This is a genomic window from Thermoanaerobacter uzonensis DSM 18761 (assembly GCF_900129115.1).
GTDB classification, from domain to species: Bacteria; Bacillota; Thermoanaerobacteria; order Thermoanaerobacterales; family Thermoanaerobacteraceae; genus Thermoanaerobacter; species Thermoanaerobacter uzonensis.
This window is the reverse complement of the sequence record NZ_FQUR01000029.1, coordinates 1-17,720: the sequence shown is the minus strand read 5'-3', so window position 1 is coordinate 17,720 and position 17,720 is coordinate 1. Positions and strand designations below refer to the sequence as shown.

Annotated in this window: 12 protein-coding genes, 2 tRNA genes, 2 rRNA genes and 1 pseudogene; 1 reads left to right on the top strand and 16 read right to left on the bottom strand. The window is 34.4% G+C overall.

The annotated features are described in order from the left end of the window. The 11 genes and pseudogenes from BUB32_RS12280 to BUB32_RS13305 all read right to left on the bottom strand — a co-directional run. A partial coding sequence (locus BUB32_RS12280; RefSeq protein WP_072969613.1) for an alpha amylase N-terminal ig-like domain-containing protein occupies positions 1–5,024 on the bottom strand: 5,024 nt, incomplete at its 3' end. Positions 5,025–5,279: 255 nt separating this feature from the next. Next, positions 5,280–7,496, bottom strand: a complete 2,217-nt coding sequence (locus tag BUB32_RS12270; RefSeq protein WP_072969611.1) for a YhgE/Pip domain-containing protein — start codon at positions 7,494–7,496, stop codon at positions 5,280–5,282. Between the two features lie 424 nt (positions 7,497–7,920). Further along, positions 7,921–8,496, bottom strand: a complete 576-nt coding sequence (locus BUB32_RS12260) for a TetR/AcrR family transcriptional regulator (protein WP_072969610.1) — start codon at positions 8,494–8,496, stop codon at positions 7,921–7,923. Between the two features lie 25 nt (positions 8,497–8,521). Further along, positions 8,522–9,289 (bottom strand): SDR family oxidoreductase, encoded by a 768-nt coding sequence (locus BUB32_RS12255; RefSeq protein WP_072969609.1) that lies wholly within the window; start codon positions 9,287–9,289, stop codon positions 8,522–8,524. A gap of 207 nt (positions 9,290–9,496) precedes the next feature. After that, entirely contained in the window at positions 9,497–10,546 is a 1,050-nt protein-coding gene (locus BUB32_RS12250) for a beta-L-arabinofuranosidase domain-containing protein (RefSeq protein ID WP_072969608.1), read from the bottom strand. Between the two features lie 20 nt (positions 10,547–10,566). After that, positions 10,567–11,742 carry a glycosyltransferase family 4 protein gene (locus BUB32_RS12245; protein ID WP_072969607.1) on the bottom strand — a complete coding sequence of 392 codons (1,176 nt, stop codon included), beginning with the start codon at positions 11,740–11,742 and terminating at the stop codon, positions 10,567–10,569. 29 nt (positions 11,743–11,771) lie between these two features. Next, a complete protein-coding gene (locus tag BUB32_RS12240; protein WP_072969606.1) occupies positions 11,772–12,818 on the bottom strand; it encodes a nucleotidyltransferase family protein in 1,047 nt (348 codons plus the stop codon). Positions 12,819–13,035: 217 nt separating this feature from the next. After that, the gene (locus BUB32_RS12235) at positions 13,036–13,926 is read right to left on the bottom strand and encodes a beta-1,2-mannobiose phosphorylase (RefSeq protein WP_072969605.1); all 891 of its coding nucleotides are present in this window, start codon (positions 13,924–13,926) and stop codon (positions 13,036–13,038) included. Positions 13,927–13,978: 52 nt separating this feature from the next. Next, positions 13,979–14,152, bottom strand: coding sequence for a hypothetical protein (locus BUB32_RS12780; RefSeq protein ID WP_407702968.1), 174 nt, complete (start codon positions 14,150–14,152; stop codon positions 13,979–13,981). Positions 14,153–14,154: 2 nt separating this feature from the next. Next, positions 14,155–14,328 carry a hypothetical protein gene (locus tag BUB32_RS12230; protein ID WP_234949304.1) on the bottom strand — a complete coding sequence of 58 codons (174 nt, stop codon included), beginning with the start codon at positions 14,326–14,328 and terminating at the stop codon, positions 14,155–14,157. A gap of 185 nt (positions 14,329–14,513) precedes the next feature. After that, positions 14,514–15,360: pseudogene (locus BUB32_RS13305) on the bottom strand (LacI family DNA-binding transcriptional regulator); the annotation flags it as partial. A gap of 291 nt (positions 15,361–15,651) precedes the next feature. On the opposite strand from BUB32_RS13305, the gene BUB32_RS12220 reads away from it, so the two are divergent. Next, positions 15,652–16,377 (top strand): pseudouridine synthase, encoded by a 726-nt coding sequence (locus BUB32_RS12220; protein WP_072969604.1) that lies wholly within the window; start codon positions 15,652–15,654, stop codon positions 16,375–16,377. A 25-nt stretch (positions 16,378–16,402) separates the two neighbouring features. Here the strand turns inward: BUB32_RS12220 and ymfI are convergent, their stop codons facing one another. The 5 genes from ymfI to BUB32_RS12195 form a co-directional block, all read right to left on the bottom strand. Further along, positions 16,403–17,140, bottom strand: a complete 738-nt coding sequence (gene ymfI / locus BUB32_RS12215) for an elongation factor P 5-aminopentanone reductase (protein WP_072969603.1) — start codon at positions 17,138–17,140, stop codon at positions 16,403–16,405. Positions 17,141–17,240: 100 nt separating this feature from the next. Beyond that, positions 17,241–17,315 (bottom strand) — tRNA-Gly (locus tag BUB32_RS12210). A 13-nt stretch (positions 17,316–17,328) separates the two neighbouring features. Beyond that, positions 17,329–17,403 (bottom strand) — tRNA-Asn (locus tag BUB32_RS12205). A gap of 10 nt (positions 17,404–17,413) precedes the next feature. After that, positions 17,414–17,522: ribosomal RNA gene (gene rrf / locus BUB32_RS12200) — 5S ribosomal RNA — on the bottom strand. Positions 17,523–17,552: 30 nt separating this feature from the next. Continuing rightward, positions 17,553–17,720 (bottom strand): 23S ribosomal RNA (locus BUB32_RS12195); the annotation flags it as partial.

Sequence of the window (17,720 nt, the reverse complement as noted above, 5' to 3'; positions counted from 1 at the left end):
ACATTTACTACGTCATATGCCCAATTGTCTTTTGTTACGTCTTTGAATTCTTTGTTGTATTCAAAGACTCCATATGTTGAGAAGTGTTTGGCTTCAAAGGTTATTGTGTTTGTTCCTTTGTCAACTTTTCCTCCTACGTATTCCCATTGATTTGTCGTCTCGTTTAAGTAGTATACTCCTATTTTTCTTATGTCTTTTCCACCTTTTATGTTAAATGTCATTTTTACTGGTGACCCTATTTTTATGTCTTTGTCTCCTGCTTTTATTGTTATGTCATAGGCACTTGTTATTGGCTCGAAAGATGATGCGGTTATTTTGCCTTTGTTGTGTATGTTAAGTTTTATTGTTCCTGCTTTGCTTATTAGGTCAATTGCTTCTTGTGATACTGCTAAAGTTTTTGCATCAAATTGAAGGGCTACTTCGTCTGATTTTACTACCACGTTTTTGTTGTTCTCTGCTATTAAGTTAAGTACAGTTACAGGTATTTCTAATGCTTTTTGAGGTGTAGTTCCTATATTTGTTAAGTCAAATTGTATTTCTTTCTTTGATGTGTCTTTTATGTCTTTTGCTATTTTGTTTTCGTCTATTGTAAGTGTTGTTGTGTTATTTTCTACAACTATTTTGCCTTGTGATACTTCTTGAGATGGTTTCGTTGTTGACTCTAACCCTGGCGTAGGAGTTGGTTCTTTCCCCGGTACAGGTTTTTCTCTTGTAACAGTTATTGTTATATCTTTTGTAAGCTCATTATTCTTATCCCCACTTGGCTCTACATGTATTTTGATAGTATTTACACCATATTCTAAAGGAACTACTTTTGTAAATACTCCATTTTCTTGTTGCACAAAAGATTCATCATTTATAGTTACTTTTGCACCTTTGTAAGTATTGCCTTTAATCTCTATTTCACTCGTATTTGCATCAACAATAGTCTTGTCTTTTGGAGAATATATATATACCGGCAAATCTCTCCATCTTTGCACTGTGTCATTTACAACCATTGTATTTGAACCTTGATTAACGACAATTATCTTCCTATTGTCAATCTCATTGCCGTATTCACTTTTTTCTACTTTATCCCAACTTCCTCTCGCATATTTATATTCAATTTGTGTACCTTCATTTAAAGTTAAGGTAATGCTATATGTGCTAGGTCCTGTCTTTGTCATTTGCTGAGCACTTGGATTCCAGAAAGCATCCGGGAAGTTTCCAGCGATATTTACACCATCATCAGGAGTATAATCTGGTACTGTCACATTAAATGTCACTTTTATAGGTATTATATCAGGTGTCACTTTTACTGTATTTGATGCTGTCCTATTATAGGAGGTATCAACTGCCACAACTTTATAATAATACACATTGCCATTTACTACATCTGTGTCTACGTAGTTATATACACTGTCAGACACAGTTGCAATCTTTATAAATGGTCCTGTTTCACTTGAAGACTTATAGATTTCGTAGCCGTAAATAGCAACATCATCAACTGACGGACTCCAGTTAAGTGTAACTTTCGAGGATGCAATTCCTGGTTGCTGTAAGACTGGAACGGTTGGAGGCACTAAATCATTAGATGGAATTACAGTAAATTGTTTAACATCTGTCTCTGTCCAATCATGGCCTTGGTTAGAAGAAAATCTCATAATATATTCCCATGTGCCTACCATATCAGGTACAAATTTAGCCATGTATTTATCATTATTCCCAGAATCCCCTACATATTGTGCATCAACCCACGTCCAGTCCTTACTTATTTCAACCCCTTCTACCTTATTGTATACGGCATTGTAAACTGCATTTCCCACAGTATCTTCAATATACCTATATCCTAACTGCGCAATCATATTTTCTCCTTGGCCAGGTTTATTTGTAAGCCCATCTGCCCACACTTCAGCATACACTTCAACTGGATTATTTACACCTATTACATGGGTACCGACTTGATTCATATTTCCCGCCCAGCCAATAGGAAATGCTGGATATGCCTCAACTTCATTGCTTAAAGCACTCTCATTTCCATCCCCATCTACAGCGGTTACAGCATATACATACTTTAGACCATTGGTAACCTCTGTATCAGTATAGGTGGTTTGTGTAACATTTGAAGCTATTTTTTCATATAACCCACCTTTAACTGTAGAACGGTAAATATTATAGCTTACTGCTTTATCTACACTGCCCCAGGATAGGTCTACTTTACCATTGCCTGATACTACACTAAGGTCTTTTATTGGATCTGGTGCTGTCAAATTCTGTCCTTCATCTGATATAAGTATCGCTCCACTCATTTTTTCTACATTTACAACTACGTGTCCATCATGAATAGTGTATTTATTACCAGTCAAAGCATCAGTAAATACTACACCATCTCTTATAAACTTAGTGGTATCTATTGGAACCTGTTTTACGTCACCTTTATTTATTACAACAATAGCCACACTGTCAGGATAAGATTTTCCAAAAGCATCTTTTCCATTTATGATTCTTCTTCCAAAAGCATAAACATCATCATTTGCATAGAGTGTTTCAAGGTCTCCTGTTTTTAAAACTTGATTGTCATTTCTTATATTTACAATTTTTTTAAAGAAATCCTGCAAATCAGTATCTTCTTTCCCCCAAGGGAATGTCCTTCTGTTGTCCGGATCTTTCCCTCCAGATTGTCCTGCTTCATCTCCGTAATAAATAGAAGGCATACCTGGATAACCCATTTGCAGTATTGCAGCAAGTTTAAGTCTTTTAACCGCAAGGTCTTTTGCTTCCTGAGAATTTTGACTGTTTTCGGCAGAGTTGTACCCAAATACTGTCAATATCCTCATGGTGTCATGAGAACCTAAAAGATTCATAGTAGAATAAAATACTGGCAGAGGATATCTTTCATATATGCTCATAAGCCTTTGGTCAAGTTTTACTGCATCTATAGGATTATGAACTGCATTTCCGTCATCAAATGATTTATCCAATATAAAGTCAATTACTGCATTTCTAAAGAGATAATTCATAACAGAATTAAAAGAATCCCCAAGCAGATCCAGTGAAGCGTCATTCCAGTTTTCTGCAACCATCGGAGCATTCGGTTTTACAGTATTAATCGCATCTCTAAAATGAATCCAAAAATCATGAGCAACTTCATTAGCAACATCCAATCTCCAGCCATCTGCACCTGCACTTTTGTCCCCATCAGGATTTAACCAATACTTAGATATTGCATTAGGATTGTTTATAATAAAATCCGCCCAACTTTTGACATTATATTCACTACCGTTTATCTGCCTTATCACAGGTAAACTGTCAAATCCCCACCATCCTTCATAGGTACCGTCAGGTTTTATCTCATACCAGTCACCATATGGAGACTTTGACTGATCTCCCTGTTTCCATGCTTGATAAGCACCTAAAACTCCCGTGTTTGTGTATTTACCATACCTATCAAAATAAATGCTGTCATCACTTGTATGGTTGAAGACGCCATCAAGTATTACCTTAATCCCTTTTGCATGGGCATCCTCCATGAGCTTCTTAAAGGTAGATAAATTACCTAATAGTTCGTCTATTTTTGTGTAATCGGTTGTATCATACCTGTGATTAGAAGGTGATTGAAAAATTGGATTGAGATAAATAACTGATATTCCAAGGCTTTTTAAATAATCCAATTTATCATCTATACCTTGTAAATCACCGCCAAAGAAGTCATTTGACCAGATTCCATCACCTGTATATCCAGGTTTATCCTTATTATTAGGATTATCAGGAAGGTCGTCCCAGTTGCTATGATATTCAACAGGATCAAAACCTCTGCTGTATTTCTTTAGATGGTCATTTGAAGAATCCCCATTAAAGAACCTATCAGGGAATATTTGATACATTACTGACCCTTTCATCCAATCAGGGGTGTCTAAGTTTTTGTCGTAGACAGTAAGTTCAAAGTCCTTATTCACTGTATCTGTGGCTTTACCTACGCCACCTAATTGTTCATCGTTATCTCCGTAATAAGCAGTTTTGGTTCCGTCTTTAAGTATAAAGTAATACCAAATTCTTGTGGGATTGTCAAAGCTTAACTTAACTTCCCAGTATTCATATTTCCCGTCAGGACTTTGACCAATTCTGTACATAGGAACTTCTATTCTTATTTTCTTAATATCATCCCAATAAGAAATTTTAGCTGACTCAAGGTCGTGGTTCCTTGCTTGTATTCTTAATGTTACAGTATCTCCCGTTTTTATTGCACCGAAAGGCGAGCGGAAGAATGGGTTATGGGTGTCATGTCTTAAATCGTCATAATATATGTTATTGTCAGGTCCTGTGAGAGGTGGATTATAATCTGTCCATATATTATGTGAAACCGAATCATAGTAAAATGTAATCTTAGTATCATAGGCTACATTCAAAGGAATATTTGGCCCATTTTGTTCGCCATTTAAGCCATAATTTATATCCCATGAGGGCCCTAAAGTCACTTTAAACTCATAATTACCTTTTGGAACGTTTGCAGTGTATTCGTAAACATTGTTAAACTTATAGTCTCTCATTATAGCAGTAGATGAGGCAGGGTCCCAGTTATTACCTGCTACTATTGCTGATTGTATAGTGCCCACAATTCTCGGAAGTTTTTCTTCAGCAATTGGTGTATATTTTGTGGAATCGGTAATACTTGAAGTGTTGTAATTGTAATAAAAAGTCACTACAGAAGCTGAAACAAGATGAAAGCTTAAATTACCTTGTGAAGGAACTCCTCCACCTTCCCATGAATGATTAAGAGCAACTTTATACTCATAATCACCTGCAGGTAACGCAACCGGGGTAGTAAATTCATAAAAGCCATTACCTTTATATGTCATTATTGTTTTGTCACTGTTTATATTCCAGTCAGAATCTCCAAGTTTGGATTGAAAACTTCCAACAACATTGGCTATCGCTGGCGCTGTATCTGTCTGTGCCTTTACATATTGTATAGGCATTGAGCCAAATACTGCTGTAAAAACTAAAAGAAAAGCCAGCAAAAATCCTAACGCTCTCCTTTTAAACACCTATAATCCCCCTTTTCGCTATATATTTCCTTAAATATTTTTAAAAAACTAATTTGCAATCTCACCTCCGTTTCTTTTGGGCAATCGCTTTCACAAATTGGAAAAAGATAAATGTGTTTATGTACACATTTCCTTGTGCAAATTTTTGCGCAATCGTTTTCGCTGTCTTAATTGTTATTATAGTCAACCTCATACATTTTGTCAACACCTTGCAAAAAAAGAAAAGGATGCTTTTAAGCATCCCTCTTTGAAAATTCATATCTGCTTTAACCTTTGCGTTATCTCCATTTTATCTGCTTTTTCTGCTAAAAGTATTGTAAACAGTAAGAACAGCGCTCCAAACACTGCAATTATAGAGATATTGTGCAGTATTGCGCTAATATTGTTCCCAGATATTGCTTCCCTAAGTCCTGCAACTCCATAAGTCATAGGCAGATAAGGATTTATTATGTTGAAAAACTTAGGTAAAAGTTCCATTGGGAAAGTTCCTCCTGAGGAGGTAAGTTGAAGCATTAATAATACTACTGCAAAAAATTTACCTGCAATGCCAAAGAGCATCACAAAAAGCTGAATTATAGCGATAAAGGTAATAGACATCACAGCGTTTATCAGGTAGTAGTAGAATAAATTATGCACATCTAATTTTAGTCCTTCTACCAGCACAAAACTTGATACCACAGATTGTAATATACCTACTAATGCTAAAGACATAAATTTTCCTAATTGTATAGAGACATTGTTCATTCCTTCGTATTTTTCTTTATCAAAAATATCTATCAAGAAGAAAAGTATTAATGAGCCTACCCACAAGGATAGAGGTATAAAATATGGTGCAAAACCGATTCCATAATTTTTAACAGGATAAAGCCTTCTAGTATCTAGTATTATAGGTTCATTAATCATATCCTTTTTAGCCGTTGTAATTCCTGATGAATCTATTTTCTCAGCTGCATCTCTTAATTTTTGTGCTAAAAGCCTCTGATTATCATATAAACTTTTTGCTCCATCTGCAAATTGCTTAGTTCCATCTTTAAGAAGCGCCATACCATTATATAGAGAATTAGCACCATTATATAATTTTGAGGATCCATCACTTAAACTTTTTATCCCATTATTGAGACTGTATAAGCCATTTGAAATTTCTTTTAATTTTTCTCCTGCTGTATTTATGCCTTCACTAAGCTGTGTTACGCCACTGTACAATTTATTTGAACCGTCTACAAGCTGGCTTGACGCTTTATGCATATATGAAAGACCTGATGCTAAAGAATCCATACCATTATTAATTGTATTGGAAGCCTGCTGCAATTGCAAAAGAACAGTGTTTAATTGCTGAACTTGGGTCAAACCGCTATTTAAGTTTTGATTCATGCTATTAATCCCTGTATTAGCTTGTGCGATTATAGCAAGTGCTTTTTGTAGTTCAGGGTCGCTACTTGCTTCAGGATGTTTTGCAATATAATCTTTCAAAGCAACCTGCGCACTATCTAAAGCTGTAGAAATTTGGCCCAAGCCACTTTTAAGTTGCGAAACACTACTAGCAAAAGAAGAAACATTTTGCCCTACTTGATTGTATCCATTGACAAGAGAATTGATTCCATCTTTTAGTTTAATGGCACTATTAGAAGCATCATTTAATCCTTGATTAATTCCTGTTATTCCATTTTGTAATGAATTCATTCCATTTAATAAGACTTCTGTATTGCTTGCATCAGAAAATTTTTGTGAAAGGAGATTTGCTCCATTGTATAAAGCTTCTGAACCATTTAGCGCTTGACTGATACCATTATTTAAGCTTAAAGCACCATCTTTTATTTGTTTGCTTCCATCTAAAGCTGTATTTATGCTACTATTTAATTTTTGTGCACCATTATACAACTTAAAGGTACCTGTTGCGAGTTTGTTCTCTGCCTCTTTTGCTTCTTTTAAACCACTGCCTAATTCATCAAAACTTTTAAAAATAGAGTCAATATACCCTTTTCTTATAGAATTTGCTATTTGGGTTTGTAAACTTTCTATAGCTTTATTGCCAATCTGTGTTGCAAGGAAATTTTTCTTATCATTGGTTATATACTCAATAGAAGCTTTTTTCGGAGTAAGAGAATCAACACTTATAAGATTTTGTGTAAAATCCTGCGGGATTCTAATAATAAAATAATATTTGCTCCCCTTGAGTCCATTAATAGCATCTTTATAATCTACAAAATCCCATTTAAATTCTTTGTTGTCTTTTAACTTTTGTACAACTTCATTTCCAAAGTTCTCTTGTTTGCCATCGTATATTCCTCCTTTGTCTTCATTGACAACTGCAACAGGGAGTTTATCTAACTTAGAATAAGGGTCCCAAAAAGCGTATAAGTATAGAAAGCTGTAAAGTAAAGGCATAAATGCAACAACAATAACTGCAACTCTTATAAACCTGCTTTTGATTATTTTTTCTATTTCTTTTGCTGCAACTTTAGATGCTTTCAATCTTTCTCCTCCTTTCGTCGATTTTTAGACTGACCAGTCAGTACAGTTATTATTATATTCTCCTCTTCTCAATGTGTCAATAAAAAAGTACCTTTGATTTTAAAAATAAAAAACACCTCCTTTGAGGTGTATGTATCAGAATGTAAACAAAGTCAAAAATTTTAAAATAGGATATTTTGCATCGTCACTCCGATGTTCCAAAGCGACAAAACTAAGCTCGACCTTCGGGCTCCGGCAGGGTCCCGGGCACATTCGACATCCTTGTCTTAGTGCCCGCCTCCGCCATCCGTGGCTACGGCCCTGCCTCCACCCTCGGTCTTGCTAAGTTTTGTTGCCGCTTTGTCACAAGTCGCGCCAATTGCAAAATATCCTATTTTCGAAAGTTTGTCTACAGTCTGAAACACCTCCTTTGAGGTGTATATTATCATTGAAGTTGAAGCCCTTTTAATGCAAAATTAAATACACTATCTGTTATATCTTGTGGATTAAATTTCTCGTCACTATCTTCTACTACTTTCAAAGCCAAAATTGAACTTATCATGCCAAAAAAAGCTGCTGCTACTATCTTTTCATCGCAATCAGCAATGAGTTTTTGTTCCTTGCCTTCTCTAATAATATTTTCTATTAACTCAAGATAAGTATACAATTTCTCTCTGAATTTGCGAGGAACTTCCCCATGACCCCATATTTGGCTTAGTAAAACTATTATAAAGTCGTGATTTCTGTACAAAAAATTAGTCTGTACAAAGATGATTTTCCGTAGTTTTTCTACAGCATTATTTAGCCTGCCTATCTCTTCTATTGCCTCTTGTTTCAAAATCTTTATACCTTCATCAATTAAAAATTCCAATATGTCATCTTTGCTTTTAAAATGATAATACAAGGTCCCTTTAGCTACTCCAGCATTTTCCGCTATTTCTTCCATTGTGGTTTTGTAAAATCCACTTTTTGAAAAGGTCTTTATCGCCGCTTTGAAAATCTTTTCTTTTGTCTTATTCATTCTCATTCATTCCCTTTTTAAAAAATTAAACATATATCATTTTAACCGTCATTCCACCATCCACAATAAGATTCGCCCCTGTAATAAAAGAAGCTTCTTTTGAACATAAAAATAAACATGCATTTGCTATGTCCTCTGGCTTACCTACCCGTCCTGCAGGATGCTGCAAATGGTCTTCTTCTCTCAATTGGGGCTTTTTAGCTTCTCTACTTTTCTTCCATTCAGACACTTCTATCCATCCGGGACTTATAGAATTCACCCTTATTTTATCATAACTTAAACTTATTGCAAGAGAGTGGGTTAAGGCTATAATACCACCTTTTGAAGCAGAATAAGGTTCTGTATGAGGTTCAGACATAAATGCTCTTGTAGACGCTATATTTATTATGACTCCTCCCCCATTTTTTCTCATGTAAATAGCAACATATTTAGAACACATATATGTTCCTCTTAAATTAACATTTATGACTCTATCCCATTCTTCCATGGACCTTGTGTAAATTGTTCCTCCTGCTCCAATACCTGCATTGTTTATCAGAATATCAATCTTGCCGTATGTTTTTATCGTCTTATCTACCATGTTTTTAACATCTTTCTCTAAAGAAACATCTGTATGTACAAAAAGTGAGTCTCTACCTTTAGATTTTATATATTCTTCATTTTCTATGCCAGCTTCATCGTCAATATCAGCTATAACTACTTTTGCTCCTTTTTCAGCAAAAGTTTGTGCAATACACCGTCCTATTCCTTGTCCTCCTCCTGTCACTATCACTACTTTCCCATTAAAATCCATTGTCAACCCTCCAATTTTTAATTATAAAAGAAGATAAGGTAACCTCATGATTAAAATTAAAAAAGCAAAGAGGTTTACCTTATCATAAATAGTATAACTTAAAAGTTTTATAAAAATCAATTAAATAGGTTGCATAAAACACACCAATTTTCATATGGCATCATCCTTTTCAATTTTTATAAAAATTTTTGAAAGGAAAAGGAAAAACTATTTAAATACAATCCCTGTGTGATTCACCACCATGTCAGTTATAATCAGTGAAATCAAGCTTTCTGCTCCTTCATTTAAATTTACTCCTTCTTTAGTTATACCGTCGTAACAACCCCCTGTCTCCTCATCTATTAAGCTTTCATTCTTTGAATTTTCTCCTAAAAACCATTTGTAACATTTTATAGCTTTTTCTCTGTACTTTTTTTCTTTAAAAATTTTATAAGCTTCTGTATACATAAGAGCAGTTTCACAAGCCTCTACCGGTTGTTCATCAAATTCTGCAGGTTTTTCATCTCCTTTTTTGTACCAGCCTTTACAACCTATCGGCTTAAAATACCCACTTCTAAAAGTTACTTTTTCTAAAAATTCAATGCTCTCTTTTGCAACATCTAAGACTTCTTCATCTTTTATAATAGTGTATGACCTAAGAAGAGCCCAAGGAAGTACGGCATTGCTGTAAGTCATTATATTTTCAAACCATTTCCACTCTCCATCTTTGTTTTCCCTATATTTTTGAACTATTTTTTTTGAAATAGAAGTTATCAAATTTTTTATCTTCTCTTTGTTAAATTCAGTAACATCAGAAGTGCATAAAAGGCTTAATCCTATTAACGAATAAGCATTACCGCGAAGAGAATTTAAATTTGCTACATTTGACAAAGCTTTTTTGATTAATGTCACAGCAACACTTTGATAACCATTAGACAAATTAGTATTTAATAAATATCCTAATGCCCATAAAGTTCTGCCAAAACAATCTTCTGAGCCAACTTCTTCAATAAATTCTCTATTGTAATTCATAAAATTTCTAAAATATCCTTTGCCGTTTTGGGCATAAATCAAAAAAGAAAGGTATCTCTTTAAAAGATCAAGGTATTTTTCATCTTTGTAAACTTCATATAGCATTGAAGCAGCAATGATAGCCCTTGAGTTGTCATCAGTAGTATAACCTTTTGTCAAATCAGGAATAGAGTAAAGGGAATGCTGTAAAATGCCTGTATCGTCCGTTAGCTTGAAAAGATGCTGAAACTTAGTTGCTAGTTTCATTATTTCAATTCCCCCTTCCTCTATATCACAACTTCCTCCCTTGATTTAATGTCCAATACAGACAAAATCATTATGACATATCTGTAAGCAACGTTATTCCACATCATTGTATTCCCTAATTTTTTAATTTCTGATTCTATCTGCAGCCTTTTCTCAGGGTTTTCAAATATATACTCAATATGTTTAGCCAAAGACTTTGCATCACGGAAATTAGCAAGCAATCCTCTTCCTTCTCCTAAAATTTCTTCAGCATACATATAGGGAGTGGAAATAATCACTTTCCCTAAACCTGCTGCATATGCTAAAGTACCGCTTACAGCTTGTTCTTTATTTAAATAGGGTGTCATGTATATGTCTGACATCTTTAAATACTCTATAATTTCTCTTTTCGTAAGATATTTGTCCACAAATTTTACATTATCTTCTACTCCAAGGTCATGGACTAGTTTTTGAAGTTTCTCCCTATACTCTTCCCCAAATTCTCGCTTTATATTTGGATGGGTTTGCCCTAAAATTAGGTATAATACATCTTTGTATTTCTCGGCCACAATACTTATTGCTTCTATGCCATACTCTATCCCTTTACCAGGGTTTATAAGGCCAAAAGTGCTTATTATTCTTCTGCCTTTAAATCCATATCTTTCTTTCAATATTTCTTTGGGTAATACTGGAAGATTGGGCACGCCGTGAGGAATGACAGTGATTTTATTAGAAGGTATGTGATATATCTTTTCAAGAAGTGGTATAGTATTTTTCGCCATTGTCACTACTCTAACGCTTTTTTCCCCTAATTCTTTAAGTATCATAAGTTGTTTTTCATTTGGATTTGATAATACTGTGTGGACTGTCAAAACAAAGGGTATATTTAAATTGTCTACCAAATCTAATAAGTACTCTCCACTTTCTCCTCCAAATATTCCGTATTCATGTTCTATAATGAGCAAATCTATGTCAGATACATTTAATTCATGGGCTAATCTTACATAATCTTCTCTCACAAATTGTTGTAACTGATATTTAACATCGCCGTCATATTCGTAAGTTTTATTATCGTTTATTGCAATTACTCCTGCAAAATTAATAAGTTTTATCTTTTTTATTTCATTAACTAGATCTTGAGTAAAAGTAGCAATGCCACATTCTCTTGGTGGATAGGTGCTCAAAAATGCTACATTTCTCCCCAATACGCTCATCATATCACGCCCCCTTCTTAGTTTGTTTAGTATTAAGTTATCAACGTAGTACTTGCCAATCTATTAGCTGTAAACACTGTATTTTTAACTTCCATATTCACCTCTACTATACATTCTGAGGTGACAACTGCATTTTCTAATCTTGCAAACCTGCACACTTTTACATTATCCCACAATACACTTTGAGATACTTTGCTCTCTTGACCTATTCGACAGTTATTCCCAATTACTGTATACGGACCAACTGTAGCATAGGCATCCATTTCAGTATTATTTCCAATATAAGCAGGTCCTATCACTTTTGCGGTAGGATGAATTTTAACATTGTCTCCTAAAATTATACCTCTTGAGGAAGTAGTACTTACAAATCTTGATTTTCCTTTTAAAATGTCCTCATGAACTTTTTTGTATTTATCTATTGTACCTATATCTATCCAATAGCCGTTAAATTTATAAATAGCCATTCTATACCCTTTTTCCAAAAGTTTGGGATATGTCTCCCTCTCTATAGATACTACTGTATTTTCAGGAACTTCTTTTAGCACTTCAGGTTCAAATACATATACTCCTGCGTTAATATATTTAGAATTGCTCTCGCCTGGTTTGGGCTTTTCTTTGAAAGCAGTTATAAAGCCTTTTTTATCAAATTCTATAACTCCGTACTGAGAAGTATCTCTTACTTCAATAGATGCAATAGTTACTTGAGCTCTTCTTCTCTTGTGGTATTTTATCAAATCTGCATAGTCAATATCACTGACAATATCAGAGTTTAAAATGAGGAAAGTATCATCAAAAAATTTTTCGGCGTTTTTTATTGCCCCACCAGTCCCTAAAGGAGATTCTTCTGTAATGTAGTGTATTTTTACACCTAAGTCCTCTTTTGAGTTGAAGTAATCTTCAATGTACTGAGACTTATAATAAGTACTTATTACAACTTCATCCACTCCACTTTTTTTAAGGTTTAAAATGATCCTTTCTAAAAGAGGTCTTCCCATGATAGGAACCATTGGTTTTGGCAGGTCATCTGTAAGAGGTCTTAGCCTTGTTCCCAAACCTCCTGCCAATAACAACGCCTTCATAAAAGACCCCTCCTTTATGAAGTTTTTCAAAAATTAAACTTAAAAACAAAAGAAGGGCGTGATATAAGTGATATAATTTATAAGAATGATAAAAACTAAGAAGAGTAGAAATATATTAGCACTCTTAAAATTCGGCTGCTAATAAGTATTATAATTAATCCTTTTTGGCATGTCAAGTACTTTTCTGTAAATAAAAAACAGGCCTTTTAAAAGCCTGCTAAAATTTGATATCTTTTATCTCTAATATCGCCACGCCTATAACAGTATCCGCGCCCCCATAATAAACGTAAATAGTATCATCTTTTACTGCATTACCACAGCTAAATACAACATTAGGAATGTATCCTTCTTTTTCCCACTGTAGTTCTGGCTCTAAGATAGGTTCTTTTTGCCTTGCAATAATCTTTGATGGATCTTCTAAATCTAAAAGGACTGCTCCCAATCTATATACATTATTGTCATCAGCTGCATGGTATATCAAAAACCAACCATCTTTTGTCCTAATAGGCGGCCCTCCAATTCCGACTCTCGCACTTTCCCACGTTCCAGGAATTGGCTTAATGATAGGCTTATGGTCATACCAACTTTTTAAATCTTCTGAAAAGGCAATCCATATATCTGGATACCTTCTATGAAGCATCACATACTTTCCATTGATTTTTTCAGGAAATAAAGAGGCGTCTTTATTAGGTTCATCTAAAACTACTCCTTTTCTCTCCCAATCTATAAGGTTTTTGGAGGTAGCCAAACAAATCCTATAGTCATCATGAAACCTGTCCCCAAAACCTGTGTACATCATATAATAAATGCCGTCAATTTTGACTATCCTTGGGTCTTCTAATCCTCTGAGCTCTTGTTCTGTCTCATTGCTCATCACTGGTTTGTCTAATCTCATAAAATTAATTCCGTCTTTGCTGACTGCATACCCCAGGCGAGAAGTATATTTCCCATATTTGGCGTGAGGTCCAATGTCAGTAGCCCTGTAAATCAAGTGAAACAGTCCATTGTCGTAAATTGCTGCAGTGTTAAAAACTGCTGCTCTTTCCCATTCATTTTCTGCTTTTGGCATCAATACTGGCTTATCTGATAATCTCTTTAATTTTATCACTTAATACACTCCTTTTAAAATTTTACTTTTTCTTTTTCAATGGCTGCTACACCTATATGGGTATCTGCTGCTCCGTAATACACGTAATACATGTAGCTCTGTAAAACAAGTGGAATTTATTATCTTCATATATTACTGCTGCATTAAAAACAGCCTCCTTTTCCCATTCATGCTCTTTTATTGGTGACAATATAGGTTTGTTACTAAGTCTTGTTAGCCTGAACATCTTTATACCCCCTTTTCCAGCAATATTGCAACTACTCCATTAGCCTCTATTGTGAAATTTTCTAAATTAATCTGCCTTCCGCCGATTAAATCTTGTATTTTCTCATTCTTTCTTGTTTTTCCACCTATACTTATTTTAGTATTAATGTTTATATCTTCATGATTTATAAAAATCACAAGAATTTTCCCACCATAATCAATACTTATTTTATTTATGATTTTTAGCAAGAATTTTAAAGAAGGTATACAGTTTGTTTTAAAATAATACAACGGAGGTAGTAAAATGGCAAAATTTGCAGATGAATTTATAATAGGAACTAATTATTGGCCGAGAAATCATGGCATTGAAATGTGGAAAGAGTGCGGATAGTAGTCAAATGCGGTGTCACAATGTTACATATATCAATATCATCAAAGCCAACTACAGAGATATCGTCAGGTACTTTAATACCCAAGATACTGAATGCATTGTACAAGGCAATAGCAGCACTGTCGTTGGAGCATACCCATGCAGTAGTAAGTTTATCTAACTTCGAGATAATATTTGCTACCTTTTTGTAGTTTTTGCTTAAAACATATTGTTCTACCTGTCCTATTACACAATATCCAGGATTTACATTAAATATGGGATCTACATTAAGTCCTGCATTTCTCATCGCCTCGTTAAAATTTAACCATCTTTCTTTAAAACTTAAAGAAAAATCTATTTCACCAAAAAAACCTATTTGAGTATGGCCTTTTCGAATAAGATATTGTGTTGCCATATATGAGCCAGGCATATTTTGAGTTAATACAGCATCTGTACTTATAGTAAATGAAGCATGGTCTACAAGGACAGTTGGTATATCATACTGTTTCAACACTGGAAGGTACCTGAAAATCATCTTGATTCATGAAGTTTACTAAAATATCGTAATTATTTTTCTTTGCTTCATTCTCTATACCTAAAATTACTTTTGTATAAAAATGAGTATCTCGGAAATTTCTCTCTTCAATCAATAGACAAATATTCCTAAAGTGATTTTTAGCAATAAAAGAGGGATTTTCATCAAAATACCCCATTTCATCAGCTGTTTTTAAAACTATTTTCCTTGTCTCTTCGCTCACCCCCACCTTGTCATTTAAAGCCAGGGACACAGCATTAATTGATAAGTTCAACCTTTCAGCGATATCTTTCATGGTCACTTTTTTCCTTTTAATTACCATCAAATTTAACACCTCTAAAATCGTTTTCTTGTAATAGATTATAAATCATCTGAATTTAATTATAAAGCAAGATTTACTTTAATTATTATAAATTTTACTTGAATTTTGTTTGTTATAATCTTATCTTAACGATTACTTGAAATATATTCACAATAAAGTAGAGGACACAGCACTTTATCTAATTTATAATTCAAGTAATTTAAGGTGAATTGAATAAACCAATATTATAATACTCTAAAAATACAAAATTTCGTGTTATAATTACATCATAAACTCTTTTTGGAGGTAATTTATATGACAAAAATGAGAATAGATAAACTTTTATCGAATATAGGCATTGGTACGAGAAAAGAAGTTAAAAAATTCATTAAAGAAGGTCTTGTATTGGTAAATGGAAATACAGTAAAAGATGCTGGTTTAATTGTAGATACTGAATCTGATGAAATTTTATTTGATGGTGAAAAGATCAATTACAAAGAATTTATATATATCATGATAAATAAACCAAAAGGAGTTATTAGTGCTACATCTGATCCTATAGAAAAAACTGTTATTGATTTATTACCCCAAGAATTAAAAGCTCGAAATCCATTTCCCGTAGGAAGACTTGATAAAGATACAGAAGGATTGCTTCTTATAACTAATGATGGAGACTTGGCACATCAGCTTTTATCACCAAAAAAGAATGTTATAAAAAAATATTATGCTGAAATATTAGGTTTTGTCAATGAAAGCGACATTAAAGCTTTCAATGAAGGCATTATACTTGAAGATGGGTATAAAACTCTTCCCGCAAACCTTGAAATTCTTTGTTCTTCTTCTGATGTGTCGAAAGTTTACGTTTATATAAGAGAAGGAAAATATCACCAAATAAAAAGGATGTTTGAATCAGTCGGTAAAAAGGTCATATACCTTAAAAGATTGGCAATGGATAGTCTCACCCTTGACGAAAATCTAAAACCTGGGGAATGGAGAGAATTGTCTGAAGAAGAGCTATCTCTCCTGAAAAAGTCAATATAAAAACAAGGCTTTCACCAAAGCCTTGTTATATAAATCCTCCATCTATAGTTATAACTTGCCCTGTTATAAAATTTGCCTTGTCAGATAATAAAAACAGTACAGCATTTGCTACATCTTGAGGTTTCCCTATACTCATAAGTGGTATATCCTCAATTAAGTGTTTCTTTTCTTCCCTATTTAAAATGTTGTTCATTCGAGTATCAATTACTCCAGGAGCAATACAATTAACTCTTATTTTAGAAGGCCCTAACTCTTTTGCCAAAGCCTTTGTAAAAGCTATTATTCCTCCTTTAGATGCTGAATAATGTACTTCACAGGAAGCACCTGAAATACCCCAAATTGAAGAAATGTTTATTATACTCCCATGTTTTTGAGGCAACATATGTCTCAAAACACTTTGTGTGCAATTGAAAAGACCTTTTAAATTGACATTCATCATCCTATCCCAATCTTCTTCTGTTATTTCTATAAATGGTTTGATTTGGGCAATTCCTGCATTATTTATAAGATAGTCAATACGACCAAATTTATTATAAATACTATCAATCATGTTGTCTACCTGCTGTCTGTCTGAAATATCTGCTTTAAAAATTTCTGCATAACTAAAATTGCTTTTTATATACTCTCTTAATTTAACAGCCTGCTCATAACTGTTATTATAATGTATTGCTATAGAAGCCCCTTCTTTTGCAAGCTCTATACAAATTTCTCTTCCTATATCCCCAGCACCACCAGTTACAATCGCTACTTTTCCATTTAACATCTCTTTCACCTTCTAAATTAATTGACACTTCTTTTTGTAATTTTATAAAAAATACCAAAAAAGGTTCTGCATTTACCTCGCAGAACCTCTCATTTTCTTCTGGAGCGGATGACGGGATTCGAACCCGCGATCCTCGGCTTGGGAAGCCGATGCTCTACCGCTGAGCCACATCCGCATCTCTTAAAAATTGGCTCCTCAGGTAGGACTCGAACCTACAGCCTACCGGTTAACAGCCGGTTGCTCCACCATTGAGCTACTGAGGAATATTTTTAATTCCGGCAGCGACCTACTCTTCCGCTTATGCAGTACCATCGGCGCTGGAGGGCTTAACTTCCGTGTTCGGAATGGGAACGGGTGTTTCCCCTCCGCTATCGCCACCGGAAATCTAGACCTTCAAAACTGCACAAAGCCAAAGGTCAAGTCCTCGACTGATTAGTACCGGTCAGCTAAAAGTGTTTCCACTCTTACACCCCCGGCCTATCTACCTCGTGGTCTTCGAGGTGTCTTACCCCTTTCGGGTGGGAAACCTAATCTTGAGGCGGGCTTCACGCTTAGATGCTTTCAGCGTTTATCCACTCCG